The following is a 15,797-nucleotide window of genomic DNA, read 5'->3' as shown; positions in this document are numbered from 1 at the left end:
TTTGACTTGCTCATTTGCACACCGAATGTGCTTGTTTCAAATCTCTTCTTTATAAGAAGAAATATCTTGACGTACTGGTTGGTTCGTTCAGTTTTCAAAGATCAAAATGTTGTTTGCCGCTTCAAAATAGCGACTCAACCATCATATCATTAAAGCTTCGTTAATGTCAATGCTTCATTTGATATTTTGTTTGAGGTCTTTTTGGCGACAAGTAATAATTTATCACTATTTGATGTTAATGTCAACATCTTTTCGTGATTGTTTTTCACTTGCCCTCATCGCTTTTGCTTTCTTAATGCGACGTTTAATAATATAGCATGCCGGAAATCGAATCGTCAATAACTTTTCTCAAAAAATGCCCTCTTCCTATAAATATAGAAAGTGGGCACTTTTACTATTCATTGATATGTTGGTGAACCGGTTTGTATCTTCTGTGAAAGATTTGAGGACCTTTCGTTTCCTGCGGGACTACCTCGATCACGTCACTATCGACCAAGTATTCAATCATGGAGGATAAATCCAAAATGTATTCTTGAATTTCAGGATGAACTTTCAATTCTCCAAATGACCATGGCTCTTCCCTTTCACTCATCAGTTGAAGCAAATGTTGAGCACTGGATCTGGATCTCTTACTGATCGCATGTTCCACCGCAAGAACCATCAACTGGATTCTCTTTTCCGTCGGCTCTCCGCTTTCAATGAGCTCCTGATATAATTTATAGATTTCTGGTTCAATCCGCTTCACTTGATTCCATACTGTCACTTCTGGATGAAAACCTTTTTCAATGATGGAAAGCCGTGCCAAGTAATGAAGGGAGTTGACCATTCTACTATATGAATCCAAATACTGTTCTGAATCATAAAGATCTTTGGATTCGCTATAGCTGCGGATCAGCTTGGCAAATTCAATAGCTTTCTTCAAATCACGTGTCTGCTGTGGAAACTCGCGCAGATGTTCTTTCATTTCACTGACATATTCATTGCGTTCAAAGATTATCGAACCGTTAATGATCCATTCTACAGCCCTTCGATTGGAACTGGTATCAATCCAATGCTGTAACAAAGTCTCATCTACTATATGCATTGCCGCTGATTTATTATCAAACTCATAATGCTTCACATACCATAGTTCTTCTGCATCCCTGACAATAATGAATAAAATGACATCAAAATTGTCGGTTACGGGACTGATCGGCTTCTTCTTTTCAAGTATCAGAATGCCTAGTGTATTGCTTTGGCTGGCTCGTTCTTGATAGATCGGGCGTAGTACATCTTCCATTATCTTTCCCCCACATTCAATTTCCCTTCCCTGTTTTTATTCGCTATTTTTTTTCAAATTCCTTTTTTCGCAATATATTTGCACAAAGAAAATATGCTATACTACGGGTTAGATAGTAAGGAGGGACCTTTAGTGGCTTTAAAATACAGCAACAAGATCAATAAGATACGTTCCTTTGCTTTCTGGCTTATTTTTCTCGGCATCGGTGTCATGTATATCGGTTTACTCTTCAAAGATACAGTGTGGCTGATGGCGACTTTCATGATTTTAGGAATGGGTTTTGTAGGGCTGAGTACAGTGGTGTATTTTTGGATCGGGATGCTATCGACTAAGACATTACAAATTGTTTGTCCGTCCTGTGAGAAACCTACTAAAATGCTCGGGCGTGTAGATGCCTGTATGCATTGTAATCAACCATTGACGATGGATAAGTCATTAGAAGGTAAAGATTTTGATGAGAAATATAATAAGAAACGATATAAAAAACGGAATACCCAAGAACAATCCTGATAAAAAAGGATCCGCAGAGCAAAAGCGGATCCTTTTTTATTTAGATAATATTAGCTTTACTTCAGGAATGCCTGTTAGCCATGCTATGACTTATTGAAGTTAAAAAAAACGGAGAAAAGGATAGGTGTCGTAGTTAGTGGCCCCCCTTTCGAGAGGGGCATTGGACATGAAAAAACTGAAAGCAGTAACGCTTCCAGTTTAGTGAGTGTTATTTGATTGGCAATTTGAGCACGTTCCATAGACTTCCATGCGATGATGACTTACATCAAATCCAGTCACCTGTTCAGCTAATGATTCCACTTCATTCAAACTCGGGTAGTGAAAATCGACAATTTTACCGCATGTATCGCAAATCGCATGATAATGATCACTGGTATTACAATCAAAGCGGCTTGATGAATCACCGTAAGTCAGCTCTCGGACAAGTCCGATTTCACGGAATACACGAAGATTGTTATAAACCGTTGCTACACTCATATTCGGAAATTTAGTTTCTAATGCCTTATATATTTCATCAGCTGTTGGGTGAGTCATAGAATTCAGCAGGTATTCAAGCACCGCATGACGCTGTGGAGTGATACGCACACCAGAACCTTTCAATGTATCTATGGCTTCTTGGAGTCGATGATCTGACACAGTCATGCACCTCGCTTTCATAAACTGATTCTTGATTTATAATATTATTAAATTAGAATCCTTACAATTAGTTTAACCTTTTTCTGAAGTCATTGTCAATATTAAGAAGCTTGGATTAAACTTTTAGACATCAGGATTTAATGGTGTTTCGGTACCACCCAGTTTTTTGTTGATATATCTTGCGGCTACAAATAGGAAATCAGACAGACGGTTTAAATAAGAGACAACCAACTGATTATCCAGTTCACTTTCCAAGGTGACGGCTACCCGTTCAGCTCGTCTTACAACGGTTCTGGATAAATGGAAAGTGGCGGATGCTTGATGCCCCGATGGTAATATGAAATTTTTTAAAGGGTCAAGTTCTTTGTCCCAAACATCAATTTGGCGTTCTAATTCCTCTACATGCTCTTTCTTCAACTTCCAATGTACTTCTTTCCCTTGAGGAGTAGCCAGTTCAGCACCTACATGGAACAGTATGGTCTGGATTTTCTGCATCGTCTCCATAAACGCTTCTTTATCCGTCCACTCTTCTTTCCTCAAATGGCTCAATGCAAGACCAATGGTTGAGTTCGCTTCGTCACATGTACCATAAGCCTCTACTCTGATATCATTCTTAGGTACGCGTTGACCATAGATCAATGATGTTTCTCCCTTATCTCCCGAACGTGTATAAATTCTCATTTCAATACCCCCGTTTTGGATCGATAATATTTCGAATGGTCCCTTCCCCACTCAGGAACACTTCTAAGTTTTCTTCAAAAAGTGCGAAACCCCGTGGAACATAATGAGGAGAGAGTCCAGATATGTGAGGGGTTACGGTTACCTTCTCTTCTGACCAGAGTGGATGCTCCTCCGGTAGTGGTTCCTCTTCAAAAACATCAAGGACTGCATGTAAGATATATGATTCTGTTACAGCCTCCAACAATACTTCTGATGAAACCAAATCACCTCTTCCCATATTCAAGAACACACAGTGATCAGGCATCTTTTTAAAATGATCAGCTGTCAGAAGGTGCTGGGTCTCAGGAGTACTTGGAAGGACAGCTACTATAAACTCGCCTAGTGGCAGCACAAGATCGATTTGGTCCACCGGGAAAACTTGATCAAAATGGTCACGCATACGCCCGGATTTAGATACTCCGATCGTCTTCATATTAAATGCTTTTGCCAACCTGGCTACTTCTTGGGCAATAGCCCCTGTACCTAAGAGAACCATTGTACGGCTGTTGATTTCATTCATCACTGGTTGTCTGTTCCACTCATGGCTTTGTTCAAAATCTATCAGATCTTTTGCTTTCCGTGATACTTGAAGCAACATTGAAATCGCATACTCAGCCATGGGTTGTGCATGGATGCCTTTCACGTTCGTCACTAAGATATTCCGTTCAGAAATTTCCTCAAAGGGCATTTTGTCCATACCGGCAGATAAGACCATGATCCACTTCAACTTCTTGGCAGCTTTAATTTTTTCTGCATCCAAATCTTCCCCATATGTAATGAAAACATCCGCTTCTCCTATATAATGGCGGGCTTCATCAATGCCATGACAAAAGATGAATTCAGCGTCAGTGAAACGAGTGATCAGGCGTTGCTGGATTTCATCAGGAACACGCTTGATCGCAGAAACGATTTTCATGGTAACACTCCCTTCCTTTTGCTTCTTATTTTAGACTAAAAAGGAACCATAGTCACATGAAGACTATGGTTCAGGAATAGTTATTGGAGATTTTCTCGGATGTATTCAAGGGCTGCTTCTACATGTCCGTCTACTTTCACTTTGCGGTACTCTTCGGAAAGGTTCCCCTCTTTATCGATAATGAAAGTCGAACGCTCTATACCGTAATATTCTTTACCGAAATTCTTCTTCAGCTTCCATACACCAAACTGTTCGGCAACTTCATGATTTTCATCAGCTAATAGAAGGAATGGCAAATCATGCTTGTCTATGAATTTCTCATGTGATTCTACAGGGTCCGGGCTGACTCCTAAGATAACAGCGTCAAGGTCTGCGAAGCTTCCGTGATGGTCACGGAAATCACATGCTTCTGTCGTGCAGCCTGGTGTCATATCTTTTGGATAGAAGTAAAGAACTACGTTTTTCCCTTTGTATTCAGATAATGATACGGATTCTCCATTATTCGCTGGTAATGTGAAGTCTGTTACTTGTTTCCCTTTTTCAACTGTCATTATGAGACCCTCCTAAATAGTTTCTATCTACAAGGGTACCTTATCTTTCTTTAAACTTCCAACCTTAACGGTTCACCTGATGTTTCTGCCAAACCTTTGCGACTAGTGCTGCAGGGAGAGTATACCCGATCATGGCCTCTATGATTGATAACCACTTTCCTACTCCTACAGGAATCATATCTCCGTACCCTACTGTAAAGAGCGTTACTCCGCTGAAATAAATACTTCTGGCGATTTCAGCTATACCCAATGCGCGGGGAAGATTGGCTTCCATACGGTAAACGATAATCCCCTGGCGCATCAGACCAGCATAGATGATACCAAATCCGATCATGACTATAGTGTAAAGAAGCATGATTGAAAGAAATAACTGAAAAGAAAAGATATTATGTTCAAATTCCAATGAAATGAAAATTTGACGAAGGCTGATGATGATCAGAGTGAGGGAAATGGAACTGATGATGATGGTGAACATAGGAAGCTCCTTTACTGGAAGCTGGAATATATAACAGTACAAGCCTTTACTTTTTCTTATGAGAGCCTCACGCTATTTATACCTCCTAAAACCTGGCACCTCAGGTCATCCAAAATTTGGATGACCTGAGGTGCCAGGTTTTCCCTTCAAAATAGTTGTTCAACTATTTTCGTTACAAAACCGGGCGAACGCACATCCCCCCTTCCACTAAGCTGCATAGGATACTGTAAACAATGGAAAGGGGGAATTGTAAATGAGTTACGGATATGGCGGAGGCTTTGCGCTAATCGTTGTTCTTTTCATCCTTCTAATCATCGTTGGTGCAGCGTTCGTATACTAAAAACGGCATAAACTGATTCATGAGTATGCTCATGAAGTGGTATGCTTATTTCCTCACGTAAACGATCGGATTACTGTTTCAACGCTCTAGAGTGAAGGAACCTCGCAAAAGACACCTTTTTTAAAAGAAGGGTGTCTTTTACTAATCTTTCTCACATGGACAAGCATGCTACAATAAGAGTGAAAATGTTTGATTAGGAGGCACGAAAATGAATATGAATCAATCCGAACAATTATATAAAGAAGCGACTGAACACATTGTAGGAGGGGTCAACTCTCCTTCAAGAGCCTATAAAGGTGTAGGAGGCGGAACTCCGGTGTACATGGATCGTGCTGAAGGGTCCCGCTTTTTTGATGTTGACGGAAATGAATACATCGATTACCTGGGAGCATATGGACCAATCATTACCGGGCATGCTCACCCTCATATCACAGAAGCGATTACTAAAGCAGCTCAAAACGGCGTATTGTATGGGACACCGACAGTGCTTGAAAACCGTTTTGCAAAAATGCTCAAGCAAGCCATCCCTTCTTTGGATAAAGTCCGTTTTGTCAATTCAGGCACTGAAGCGGTCATGACAACCATCCGTGTAGCCAGGGCCTATACAGGAAGAAATAAAATCATCAAATTTGCTGGTTGTTATCATGGCCACTCAGATTTAGTGCTGGTTGCGGCAGGGTCTGGACCATCCACCCTTGGTACACCTGATTCAGCTGGGGTTCCTGCTTCAATCGCTCAAGATGTCATCACGGTACCATTCAACGATATTGAACCATTTAAAGAAGCATTGGATAAATTCGGGGATGAAATCGCCGGGGTACTCGTGGAACCTATTGTCGGTAACTTCGGAATCGTCGAGCCTAAACCAGGTTTTCTTGAACAAGTAAATGAACTTACCCACGATACTGGGGCACTGGTCATTTACGATGAAGTCATTACAGCTTTCCGCTTTACATACGGGAGTGCCCAACAATTGTTGAACATTGAACCAGATATGACAGCAATGGGTAAAATCATTGGCGGCGGCTTACCGATCGGTGCTTATGGCGGAAGAGCGGACATTATGGAACAAGTGGCTCCTCTTGGTCCAGCCTATCAGGCTGGAACCATGGCAGGAAACCCAGCATCCATGTCAGCAGGGATCGCCTGCCTTGAGGTACTGCAACAAGATGGTGTTTACGAAGAAATGGACCGTCTTGGAAAGCGAATGGAAGAAGGAATTCTCCAACACGCAAAAAACAATGATCAGTCTATTCAGATCAATCGTTTGAAAGGAGCCTTGACCGTCTATTTTGCTGAAAAAAAAGTTGAAAACTATGAACAAGCTGAAAATACTGATGGTGAACGATTTGCCCGCTTCTTTAAACTGATGCTCGCGGAAGGCATTAACCTTGCCCCTTCTAAATATGAAGCATGGTTTTTAACAACCGCTCATTCCGACGAAGATATCGATCGCACATTAGAAGCTGTTGCAAGAACATTCCGTACAATGGCCAATGACTAATCAACAAATCCCCACTTTTTTTAAACAAATAGTGGGGATTAAATTTTAGCGATTTTTTCTGAAAATTCAATTGATTATCTTTTACCTTCGTGCTATTATATATACATAATTCTGAATATTCCCACGAATTATGATCTTTGTTTCATTTCTTTCCCTTTTCATAGGTTCCAGCATCAAGCTGGTCCCCCTTGCCGCTTATGCATATATTATGCATAAGCTTTTTCTTTGCCTTTTTTTATTAGTAAAATAAGGTATAATGGTTCCATTGATTCTCTTACCTTAAAGAGGGAAGCTTCACATTAAAAGAAGGATGATGCTTGTTATGAAATTGGGCGCAAGAATGATGAAAACCGGGTTAGCCGTTGGTATAGCCCTTTATATTGGCCACTTGATCGGATTCATTTCTCCATTATTAGCTGGCATTGCTGTTGTGTTTTCCATCCAGCCTTCAATCTATCGTTCTTATCAATCCATTATTGAACAAGTGCAAGGAAATACGATCGGTGCGATCATTGCTATACTTGCCGTATTCACATTAGGTAATGACCCATTCATCGTTGGGTTTGCCATCATTTTGGTTATTGGTATGACGACAACCTTAAAAATGAACGAAAATACAATCGCTCTTGCTGTGGTGGCGGTCATAGCTTTAATGGACTCGACAGACCAAACCTTCCTGTACTTTGCAGGTTCTCGTTTCTCATCCATGCTCCTTGGTATCTTGGCTGCATTCATCGTCAATCTCGTTTTCCTTCCACCTCGATATGAAACGAGATTGTTCTCTAAAATCGATCATGCGACTACAGATATACTCCAATGGTTACGTGTGACGACGAGACAATTATCGGATGAACCAGCTTTAAAATATGAAATCACCCGTATTCAAGATAATATCCGGTGGGTCGATCATACTTATCTGCTTTATTCAGAAGAAAGAACATACTTCAAAGGCAGCCGTTTCTCCAAAGGAAGAAAGCTCGTACTTTTCCGCCAACTGATTACCACGACTAAGAAATCCTTTGACGTATTGAAGGCTTTCTATCGGTTAGAACACAAAATCGAACAAATACCAGGAGACTTTCAGGATTCAGTCGTCAATGAACTTGATAAGCTCATCAATGCTCACGAGAAATTAGTTTTAAGTTTGAAGGGGAGAATAAAAAGGACACACAAACAGTCCTTACGAAAAATTGAAGAACCGAATATCCCGCTGCTTGTCGAACAACTCATGCATGTGTATGAAACGAGCAACAATCCGGATAAACTTATCTTCCTGCCTCTCGCTTCCCAGTTAATGGAGTATCATTATCAACTGGAACGATTGAAAAAACTTTTAAAAAGCTACCAAACGCATCACCAGGATGATTTCATCCAAACATCAGATAAGTAAAAGGCTGTCGCTAATTTGAGCGACAGCCTTTTTTCAAGTTCCCATATATTCTTGTTTATTATCGTCCAATTCCTGTACTTGATATAAATCATAATAATGGCCACGCTGCCTCATCAGTTCATGGTGAGAGCCGACTTCAACGATTTCGCCATTTTCAATCAATACAATTCGATCTGCGTGCGTAATCGTAGAAAGTCTGTGTGCTACGATGAAGGTGGTCCGCTCTGAAGCCAACCGTTCAAGCGCGCCCTGGATGAGGTTTTCACTCTCAAGATCCAATGCGGATGTCGCTTCATCCAAGACAAGTAATGGAGGGTTTTTCAAAAACACTCGAGCGATCGCTACTCTTTGTTTCTGTCCTCCAGACAATTTCACACCACGTTCTCCCACTAAAGTATCATAGCCATTCGGCAGATTCATGATGAATTCATGGGCATTGGCTTCTTTAGCCGCATTCACCATTTCTTCATCTGTCGCCTCTGGGTCCCCCATCCGGATATTCATCGCGATAGACTCACTGAACAAGATGTTATCTTGCAGGACCATTCCGATATTGTCTCTTAATGAACGGGCCTCCAAATCACGGATATCCGTCCCATCAATCATGATTTTACCTGAAGTAACATCATAAAAACGGGGAATCAAGCTGATGAGTGTAGACTTTCCTCCGCCACTCATCCCGACAAAGGCGATGGTTTCCCCTTTTTCGATATCCAAATTGACGTTATTTAATACGAGAGGGTCTTCTTCATCATATCTGAATGAGACATTCTCAATCTTGACATCTCCATCGACATTCTCTAACTTCTTAGCGCCAGGGCGATCGACGATGTCATACTTTTCATCAACAAATTCGAACACACGGTCCATGGAAGCGATGGATTGGGTCAAAACTGTAGCTGAGTTGACCAAACGCCTTAATGGGTTGTAAACACGGTCCATATACCCGATAAAAGCAACCATCGTCCCTACCGACAAAGACCCAGTGATGACCTGGTAACCTGCAAAGGCAATAACAAGCAATGGAGCTAAGTCCGTGATTGTGTTTGTGACAGAATACGTATAAGCATTCCAATTCGTATGGGTGATCGCTCTGTCCAAAAAGTTTTTATTTTTAACGTCAAACTGTCGTTGTTCATGATTTTCCAGAGCAAAGCTTCTCGTTACGGGAACCCCCTGGACACGTTCATGCAAATGGCCCTGCACCTCTGCTAGCGCCTGTGAACGGTCGCGGGTCAGATTACGTAATCTTGCATAAAAGAATTTGACCGCAAACCCGTAAAACGGAAACAAAGCCACTGAGACTAATGTCAACCAAGGATCCATAGTCAGCATGATAATGATAGCTATCACTATCGTAAACATATCCAGCCAAATATTCATCAATCCTGTGATAACAAATGTTTTCGTCTGCTCGACATCATGAATGACACGGGAAATAATTTCACCGGTCTTCGTTCTTGAATAAAATCTCAAACTCAACCTTTGGATATGGTCAAACAGCTTTTCCCTTATATCGTAAAGAATGTTGCTTCCGATCCATTGAGCCAAATATTGACGGATATACTCGATCGGCGGCCGAAGGATTAGGAACACAACAAAGGCGCCTCCCATCAAAAGGAGCAGTTGATCCATTTTTTCAGACTGAGCTAAAGAATCAGCATTGATAATATCATCAATCACATACTTGATGATCAACGGCATCAATAATGGAATAGAAAATTTGACGACTCCGATCAGTACAGTAAGAATGATTTTCTTTTTATAAGGTTTCACAAATTGCAAATATCTTTTGATGCTCCCCAAAACACTCACCTACTTTCTAAACCATTCAAACAACAAGGATTGCGCCCTTTTTATACGGGCGCAATCCTTCATCATCTATACGTTAAATATCGTTCATACCACTGGTCGATGAATTCAGGTGAAAAAGGACCTTTCCGTTGTCTGATCCACCTGATCAACGTATCGATATTGTTATATAAAATCCTGTCAAATACATGCGGATAATTCATTCTCCGTTTATGAATTTCATACTCATCTTCATCAAGGATTTTGTACGTCATGTCGGGGAAAACTTTGACGTCTAAGTCGTAATCTATATATTTGATCGTCTCTTCTTCATAAATAAAAGGCGAGCTGATGTTGCAGTAGTAGTAAACCCCGTCATTACGTAACATGCCTATCACGTTGAACCAGTGTCTTGAATGGAAATAACAGATAGCAGGCTCTCTTGTTGTCCACCTGCGGCCATCACTTTCTGTTACTGTTGTACGGTCATTGGCTCCGATGATGACATGTCTTGTCCCTTTTAGAATGGTAGTACTCTCCCAAACTCGGTGCAATTGCCCATTGTGCTTATAACTTTGAATTTCAATGCGTTTTCCTGCGTCTGGGCCGGGCATGAAATCCCCCCTTCCCTTCTTTTTCCGTATCACCTTCTGTCTATTATAACGACAAATGTAAAGGAATGAAAACAATTGGTCTGCAGAAAATATAAGTGCAACAAAAAAAGGCAAGCACAAATATTTATTTCATCGATACAAAAAGGAATGAGCGCAAACTTCTAAATACCGGTAAACGTTTCAAGTGATTTGAAACAATCACTACTAAAAACAAAAAGAAGCCGCCTGCATCAGGCGACTTCTTCGTTCGGGGGATTGATACAGGCTAATAAACAGCCTGGCCAACCTTACCAACAATTCAGGTTATTTTTTCTTAGCCTGAGATTTTTGGTTCTGCTCACGTACTTGTTGTGCATCAGTTTGAGATGCAAATTCAGCACCATATTGGTCCTGACCTTTTTGAGCAGCTTGTTGGTTCTGTTGTTTCACATGATTTTTGTCTGTACCAGCAGCTGTTTTGTTTTGTTTCGGTTGCTTAGCCATGTTTATCACCTCCGCAAAAATTATTGTGTACAGGTGAGCGATGTTTCATTCCTAAAACGAAAAAATTATTTTTTCGAGACATAGAAAAACGGCGCACCTTTTAATTGGTGCGCCGTTTTGGATGAATTAGTTGGTGAATCTCTTTGTGCCGATGTAGCGTGGTCCCCAATAGTTGCTGGACAGGGAGCTGATTTCAATACCATTTGTCGATCCACTATGAATGAATTGATTGTTGCCCACATAAATTCCAGCGTGAGATGCTCCGGGTTTATAAGTTTCAAAAAACACCAGATCCCCGATTTGACGATTAGAACTGCTCACATGTTCTGCACGACTATCTGCATAAATAGATGCTACTGTTCTAGGGATGCTGAACCCTTCCTGATTAAATACATATTTAATGAATCCACTACAGTCGAAACCAGCAGGTGATGCCCCGCCCCACCTATATGGAGTACCAATGTGTTTCTTAGCTTCTTGGACTAATCCGGTGTTTGAAGCCGCTGGTTTTGAGGTAGAAGTATGACTATTAGATGGTTTCCCACTAACTTTTAACTTCTGCCCAGCATAGATGACATTACTTTGTAAGTTATTCAAGCTTTTCAGGCTTGAAGTGGACATATCGTATTTCGTTGCAATCGCCCACAGTGAATCTCCGCTCTTGACCGTATATGTAGTTGATGAGTCTGAAGTTGTTTCAGATTTCGGTTTTTCGGTTTGAGTAGACTCTTTCCGATCTGAGGTATTCGTTCCTTCTGTCAATTTCAACTTTTGACCAGAATAAATGATATTACCGCTTAAATTATTCAGGCTTTTCAGGTCAGATACACTCATATCATGTCTTGTAGCAATTGCCCAAAGCGAGTCACCGCTCTTAACCGTGTATGTATTAGTTGAAGAAGATTTTTTTGGCTGTGATTCGGTAGAAGTAGTGCTATCAGTGGGACCTTTTTCGACGACCAGGGATTGTCCTGCATAAATGGTATTAGAATTAAGATTATTCCACGATTTGATGTCCGATACAGAACCTTCGTATTGAGTACTAAGTCTCCATAGAGTTTCACCAGATTTGACTTTATGTAATTCATCGGCAAAAACAGAAGATCCCCAAAGTGAAGCGCCAATCAATGAGCCGCAGACAGCTGTTGCCACCTTCTTCTTATTCATACTAAAAACCCTCTCTTTAATTATATATGGGTGATGAAATTAGTCTAATCGATTTGGTCTATATCTAATTATTCCTAAATGTCATTGAATTGTAAATAGTCTAAAACTTCACCAAATACCTACATTTCTTACTTGAACCTTGTCGTATAAAGGATTCTTGGCTTACATTACATTTACTTTACAAGTTTGTTACATTCTTCCCGGCACCTATTTGTGTATGATGACATAAAAAATGCATAAAGTAAGTTCGAAGGAGGTTGAGCTATGTATGTAGGAAGGGATTTATCTGCTTTGTCGATGGAATCTAAACAACAATGGGAAGAAAAAGAGCTGGGATATTTTCATTATGCATTATCTCAAAGTTCACCCTATCTGAACTCCGAAGGCATAACACTTTTAAGAGAAATCAATAACGAAATTAAGCGCCGCGGCGGCCTCCAGACGCAGGAAGCAACTTGGAGCCACGGCACTCATCCTGTTATTGACTAATATAAGGGTGCGCTTTTTGATGGGAAACTGGAAAGGGTAAGTCGATCATGTCTGTAGGATTTATGAATCTTGCCCGATCGTGATCCAATTCTCCATCCTTTACGGTAGCTCTTACAACTCCCATTTCCCAAATCAGATGAGAAAACACGTGCCTGATGTCCGTGATCGGTTCCCCTAATTCTATTTTCAAACCATATTCACCGAAAAACCAGTGAGGTGCTGTTTCCTTATCTATATCTTCTAGGGGTACCATCGGGTATTGCCACAACGAAGCGAGGAGACCAGATTCAGGACGCTTTTCAATCAATACTTCCCCTTTTTCATTTTGGACGAGCAATAATAAATAAGGGGATTTTTTCTGTTTCTTTTTTGAAGACTTAATGGGCAATTCCGTCTCTATTCCCTGCTCAAATGCTCTGCAATTGTTTTGTACAGGACACAACATACAAGAAGGCGTTTTAGGAGTACATATCAGCGCCCCTAGTTCCATTAGTCCCTGGTTGAAGGAACTTGGGTCCTGACGGGAAATCAAGAAGCCCACAAGGCCCTCAAAAAGCTTTCTTGTACTCTGTTTACTAATATCATCCTCTACATGAAGAATTCTTGAGAGGACACGCATGACATTCCCATCTACAGCAGGCTCCGGTGTATCATATGCAATGCTTAAGATTGCTCCTTTCGTATAAGGACCTACCCCTTTCAATTCACCCAGCTCTTCTGGGTTGTTCGGAACAACTCCCCCATACTCTTCTACAACTTCACGAACAGCGTTTTGCAAATTTCGAGCACGGGAATAGTACCCTAGACCTTCCCAGGCTTTCAGGACCTCTTGCTCCTCTGCATCTGCTAGTGCTTGTGGGGTGGGAAACTTTTCTAAAAAATAATTAAAATAAGGAATAACTGTATCAACCCTGGTTTGTTGGAGCATAATTTCTGATACCCAGACTCGATAGGGATCCTGATTCTCTCTCCATGGTAAAAGGCGTTGTTCTTCTTTGAACCATCGAATCAAGTCGTCCCTGAAAGATTCAGCATTAAAATATTCTAAGATCGTCTGTAGTCTTTCTTTATTTTTCATTTAAAATCATCCTTCATGATAAACTACTAACGTATTGTCTGACCAAAGGAGGCATAAAATTTGGACACTGGAACCCACGTCGTTATGGGCGTCGCCCTTGGAGGGATAGCAACCCTTGATCCTGCTGTGAATTCCGATCCCGCACTCTTCAATGCAGTGCTTATCGGTACACTCATAGGGTCGCAGGCGCCTGATTCAGACACTGTACTAAAACTAAAAAACAATGCTGTATACATTCGTCATCACCGCGGTATCACGCATTCTATTCCTGCGGTGCTGTTGTGGGGAATAAGTATCCCCAGCCTCATTTATTTATTCACACCAGGAGTGGACTTCCTCCACCTTTGGCTATGGACTTTTCTTGCTGTCATCCTGCATGTATTTGTCGATATTTTCAATGCTTACGGAACTCAAGCTTACCGCCCCATTTCGAACCGATGGGTCGCATACGGGTTCATAAACACTTTCGATCCTTATATTTTCATACTGCACCTGGCAGGTATAGTCGGGTGGAACCTTGGAGCTAATCCTGGCCTCATGTGGCTGATCATATACTTTGTCATCGCTCTTTACTATGTGAAAAGATATTTTGACAAAAGAGAACTTGTCCGGCTCATTCATGAACATTTCGAAAATGTCGAGCAAATTGCCACATCGCCGACTATCCAGCAGAATGTGTGGCGGATTGCCATTACAACAACGACCAACTATTACGTAGGAAGAGCTGAAAATGGGCATCTCACTATCCTTGACGAATTCGTCAATAAACCCATCGATTACGAGGATCCAGTCGTCCAAACTGCCTTGACCGATCATAATATCAAAGCCTTTTTATCCTTTTCTCCAGTGTTCCGTTATGAAATGAGCTTTCATGATGAGTACACAGAAGTGAGGTTCATCGACTTACGCTACCGTTCCCGTGGACGGTACCCATTCGTCGCCCTCGCACAAATCGATGATGAACATGGAGAGGACCTGAAGGTATTGAATTCCTACACAGGCTGGGTTTTCACCGAAGAAAAACTGCAAAACAAACTCAGCCCAATGGAGTCTAAGTAAAATCAAGTGTGCAAGCACCTTGACAGCCCTGACAAGCATAAGACAAACAACACAGTGAAGAGCTTTTCCTTCACGGAGTTGGTTGACTTATGACCTCGAAGGGCTAGGCGCTGGAACCGGATAAATTAAGTGTGCAAGCGCCTTGACAGCCCCGACAAGCATAAGACAAACAACATAGTGAAGAGCTTTTCCTTCACGGAGTTGGTTGACTTATGACCTCGAGGGGCTAGGCGCTGGAACCGGATAAATCAAGTGTGCAAGCGCCTTGACAGCCCCGACAAGCATAAGACAAACAACATAGTGAAGAGCTTTTTTCTTCACGGAGTTGGTTGACTTATGACCTCGAGGGGCTAGGCGCTGGAACCGGATAAATTAAGTGCGCAAGCGCCTTGGGCAGCCCCTAAAAGCATAGACGTATATAAAGAAGGAGTCTCTCTTACATGAGAGGCTCCTTCTTTTCTTATTAATGTAAATATCCCTTTTTTTCAAGCATCTTCTTATACTTTGGGTTCGTTGCTACGAATTCGTGCAGTTTAGGCCCATAATGATTGATCCACTGCACAACGATCTGTTCGGTCATTTGCTTCCCTTGATAATCATGGCCTGCTTTCGCTCTTGTCGATTCAAAGTCTTCCCAAAGCAATTCCACCCACGTTCTAGCTTCTTCAATCGTCAATTGCGGGTTCTTCTCATATAATAGTTCAGCTAACCGCTGATAAATTTCGTGCATAGGACCACTCCATATTTGGCAATGTTTTCATCACCATTGTACCACATACTTTGCAACGAACGGTA

Annotated in this window: 18 protein-coding genes; 6 read left to right on the top strand and 12 right to left on the bottom strand. The window is 41.4% G+C overall.

The annotated features are described in order from the left end of the window. Positions 1–394: 394 nt before the first annotated feature. On the bottom strand, positions 395–1,279 hold the full coding sequence (locus ACTWPX_RS09400; protein ID WP_443119501.1) for a nucleotidyltransferase-like protein: 885 nt from the start codon (positions 1,277–1,279) through the stop codon (positions 395–397). 132 nt (positions 1,280–1,411) lie between these two features. Between ACTWPX_RS09400 and ACTWPX_RS09395 the strand changes: the two genes are divergently transcribed. Then, positions 1,412–1,789 (top strand): YgzB family protein, encoded by a 378-nt coding sequence (locus tag ACTWPX_RS09395; RefSeq protein ID WP_128523914.1) that lies wholly within the window; start codon positions 1,412–1,414, stop codon positions 1,787–1,789. 198 nt (positions 1,790–1,987) lie between these two features. Here ACTWPX_RS09395 and perR read toward each other — a convergent pair whose 3' ends face one another. From perR to ACTWPX_RS09370, 5 genes are all read right to left on the bottom strand, one after another. Next, on the bottom strand, positions 1,988–2,431 hold the full coding sequence (perR, locus tag ACTWPX_RS09390) for a peroxide-responsive transcriptional repressor PerR (protein ID WP_443119500.1): 444 nt from the start codon (positions 2,429–2,431) through the stop codon (positions 1,988–1,990). Between the two features lie 117 nt (positions 2,432–2,548). Next, positions 2,549–3,106 (bottom strand): cob(I)yrinic acid a,c-diamide adenosyltransferase, encoded by a 558-nt coding sequence (locus ACTWPX_RS09385; protein ID WP_443119499.1) that lies wholly within the window; start codon positions 3,104–3,106, stop codon positions 2,549–2,551. Between the two features lies 1 nt (position 3,107). After that, positions 3,108–4,061, bottom strand: a complete 954-nt coding sequence (locus ACTWPX_RS09380; RefSeq protein ID WP_443119498.1) for a D-2-hydroxyacid dehydrogenase — start codon at positions 4,059–4,061, stop codon at positions 3,108–3,110. An 80-nt stretch (positions 4,062–4,141) separates the two neighbouring features. After that, positions 4,142–4,612 (bottom strand): thioredoxin-dependent thiol peroxidase, encoded by a 471-nt coding sequence (gene bcp, locus ACTWPX_RS09375; protein WP_443119497.1) that lies wholly within the window; start codon positions 4,610–4,612, stop codon positions 4,142–4,144. 64 nt (positions 4,613–4,676) lie between these two features. Continuing rightward, complete coding sequence (locus tag ACTWPX_RS09370; RefSeq protein WP_128523923.1) at positions 4,677–5,087, bottom strand: potassium channel family protein; 411 nt, start codon at positions 5,085–5,087, stop codon at positions 4,677–4,679. A gap of 253 nt (positions 5,088–5,340) precedes the next feature. Here ACTWPX_RS09370 and ACTWPX_RS09365 point away from each other — a divergent pair, with 253 nt between their 5' ends. The 3 genes from ACTWPX_RS09365 (at position 5,341) to ACTWPX_RS09355 (ending at position 8,321) form a co-directional block, all read left to right on the top strand. Continuing rightward, positions 5,341–5,427 carry a YjcZ family sporulation protein gene (locus ACTWPX_RS09365; protein WP_074735040.1) on the top strand — a complete coding sequence of 29 codons (87 nt, stop codon included), beginning with the start codon at positions 5,341–5,343 and terminating at the stop codon, positions 5,425–5,427. Positions 5,428–5,635: 208 nt separating this feature from the next. Then, positions 5,636–6,931, top strand: coding sequence for a glutamate-1-semialdehyde 2,1-aminomutase (locus ACTWPX_RS09360; protein WP_443119496.1), 1,296 nt, complete (start codon positions 5,636–5,638; stop codon positions 6,929–6,931). 322 nt (positions 6,932–7,253) lie between these two features. After that, complete coding sequence (locus tag ACTWPX_RS09355) at positions 7,254–8,321, top strand: FUSC family protein (RefSeq protein ID WP_443119495.1); 1,068 nt, start codon at positions 7,254–7,256, stop codon at positions 8,319–8,321. A 33-nt stretch (positions 8,322–8,354) separates the two neighbouring features. Here ACTWPX_RS09355 and ACTWPX_RS09350 read toward each other — a convergent pair whose 3' ends face one another. The 4 genes from ACTWPX_RS09350 to ACTWPX_RS09335 form a co-directional block, all read right to left on the bottom strand. Further along, positions 8,355–10,127, bottom strand: a complete 1,773-nt coding sequence (locus ACTWPX_RS09350; RefSeq protein ID WP_443119494.1) for an ABC transporter ATP-binding protein — start codon at positions 10,125–10,127, stop codon at positions 8,355–8,357. Between the two features lie 71 nt (positions 10,128–10,198). Beyond that, positions 10,199–10,726, bottom strand: a complete 528-nt coding sequence (gene ntdP / locus ACTWPX_RS09345; RefSeq protein WP_128523930.1) for a nucleoside tri-diphosphate phosphatase — start codon at positions 10,724–10,726, stop codon at positions 10,199–10,201. Between the two features lie 303 nt (positions 10,727–11,029). Next, positions 11,030–11,209: a gamma-type small acid-soluble spore protein gene (locus ACTWPX_RS09340; RefSeq protein WP_128523932.1), complete on the bottom strand. Its 180-nt coding sequence runs from the start codon at positions 11,207–11,209 to the stop codon at positions 11,030–11,032. Between the two features lie 126 nt (positions 11,210–11,335). After that, positions 11,336–12,376, bottom strand: a complete 1,041-nt coding sequence (locus ACTWPX_RS09335; protein WP_443119493.1) for a LysM peptidoglycan-binding domain-containing protein — start codon at positions 12,374–12,376, stop codon at positions 11,336–11,338. 264 nt (positions 12,377–12,640) lie between these two features. Between ACTWPX_RS09335 and ACTWPX_RS09330 the strand changes: the two genes are divergently transcribed. Next, positions 12,641–12,865 (top strand): cytosolic protein, encoded by a 225-nt coding sequence (locus ACTWPX_RS09330; protein ID WP_443119492.1) that lies wholly within the window; start codon positions 12,641–12,643, stop codon positions 12,863–12,865. Here ACTWPX_RS09330 and mutY read toward each other — a convergent pair. Beyond that, complete coding sequence (mutY, locus tag ACTWPX_RS09325) at positions 12,855–13,943, bottom strand: A/G-specific adenine glycosylase (protein ID WP_443119491.1); 1,089 nt, start codon at positions 13,941–13,943, stop codon at positions 12,855–12,857. The two genes, ACTWPX_RS09330 and mutY, sit on opposite strands and share 11 nt — an antisense overlap. Before the next feature lie 60 nt (positions 13,944–14,003). On the opposite strand from mutY, the gene ACTWPX_RS09320 reads away from it, so the two are divergent. Next, complete coding sequence (locus tag ACTWPX_RS09320; protein ID WP_443119490.1) at positions 14,004–15,002, top strand: metal-dependent hydrolase; 999 nt, start codon at positions 14,004–14,006, stop codon at positions 15,000–15,002. 463 nt (positions 15,003–15,465) lie between these two features. On the opposite strand, the gene ACTWPX_RS09315 is transcribed toward ACTWPX_RS09320, so the two are convergent. Next, complete coding sequence (locus ACTWPX_RS09315) at positions 15,466–15,732, bottom strand: YfhJ family protein (protein ID WP_443119489.1); 267 nt, start codon at positions 15,730–15,732, stop codon at positions 15,466–15,468. Positions 15,733–15,797 lie beyond the last annotated feature (65 nt).

The sequence above is a fragment of the Halobacillus sp. H74 genome (assembly GCF_052246715.1).
In the GTDB taxonomy this organism is placed as follows: Bacteria; Bacillota; Bacilli; order Bacillales; family Halobacillaceae; genus Halobacillus; species Halobacillus litoralis_A.
This window is presented reverse-complemented; position numbering and strand designations above follow the sequence as displayed.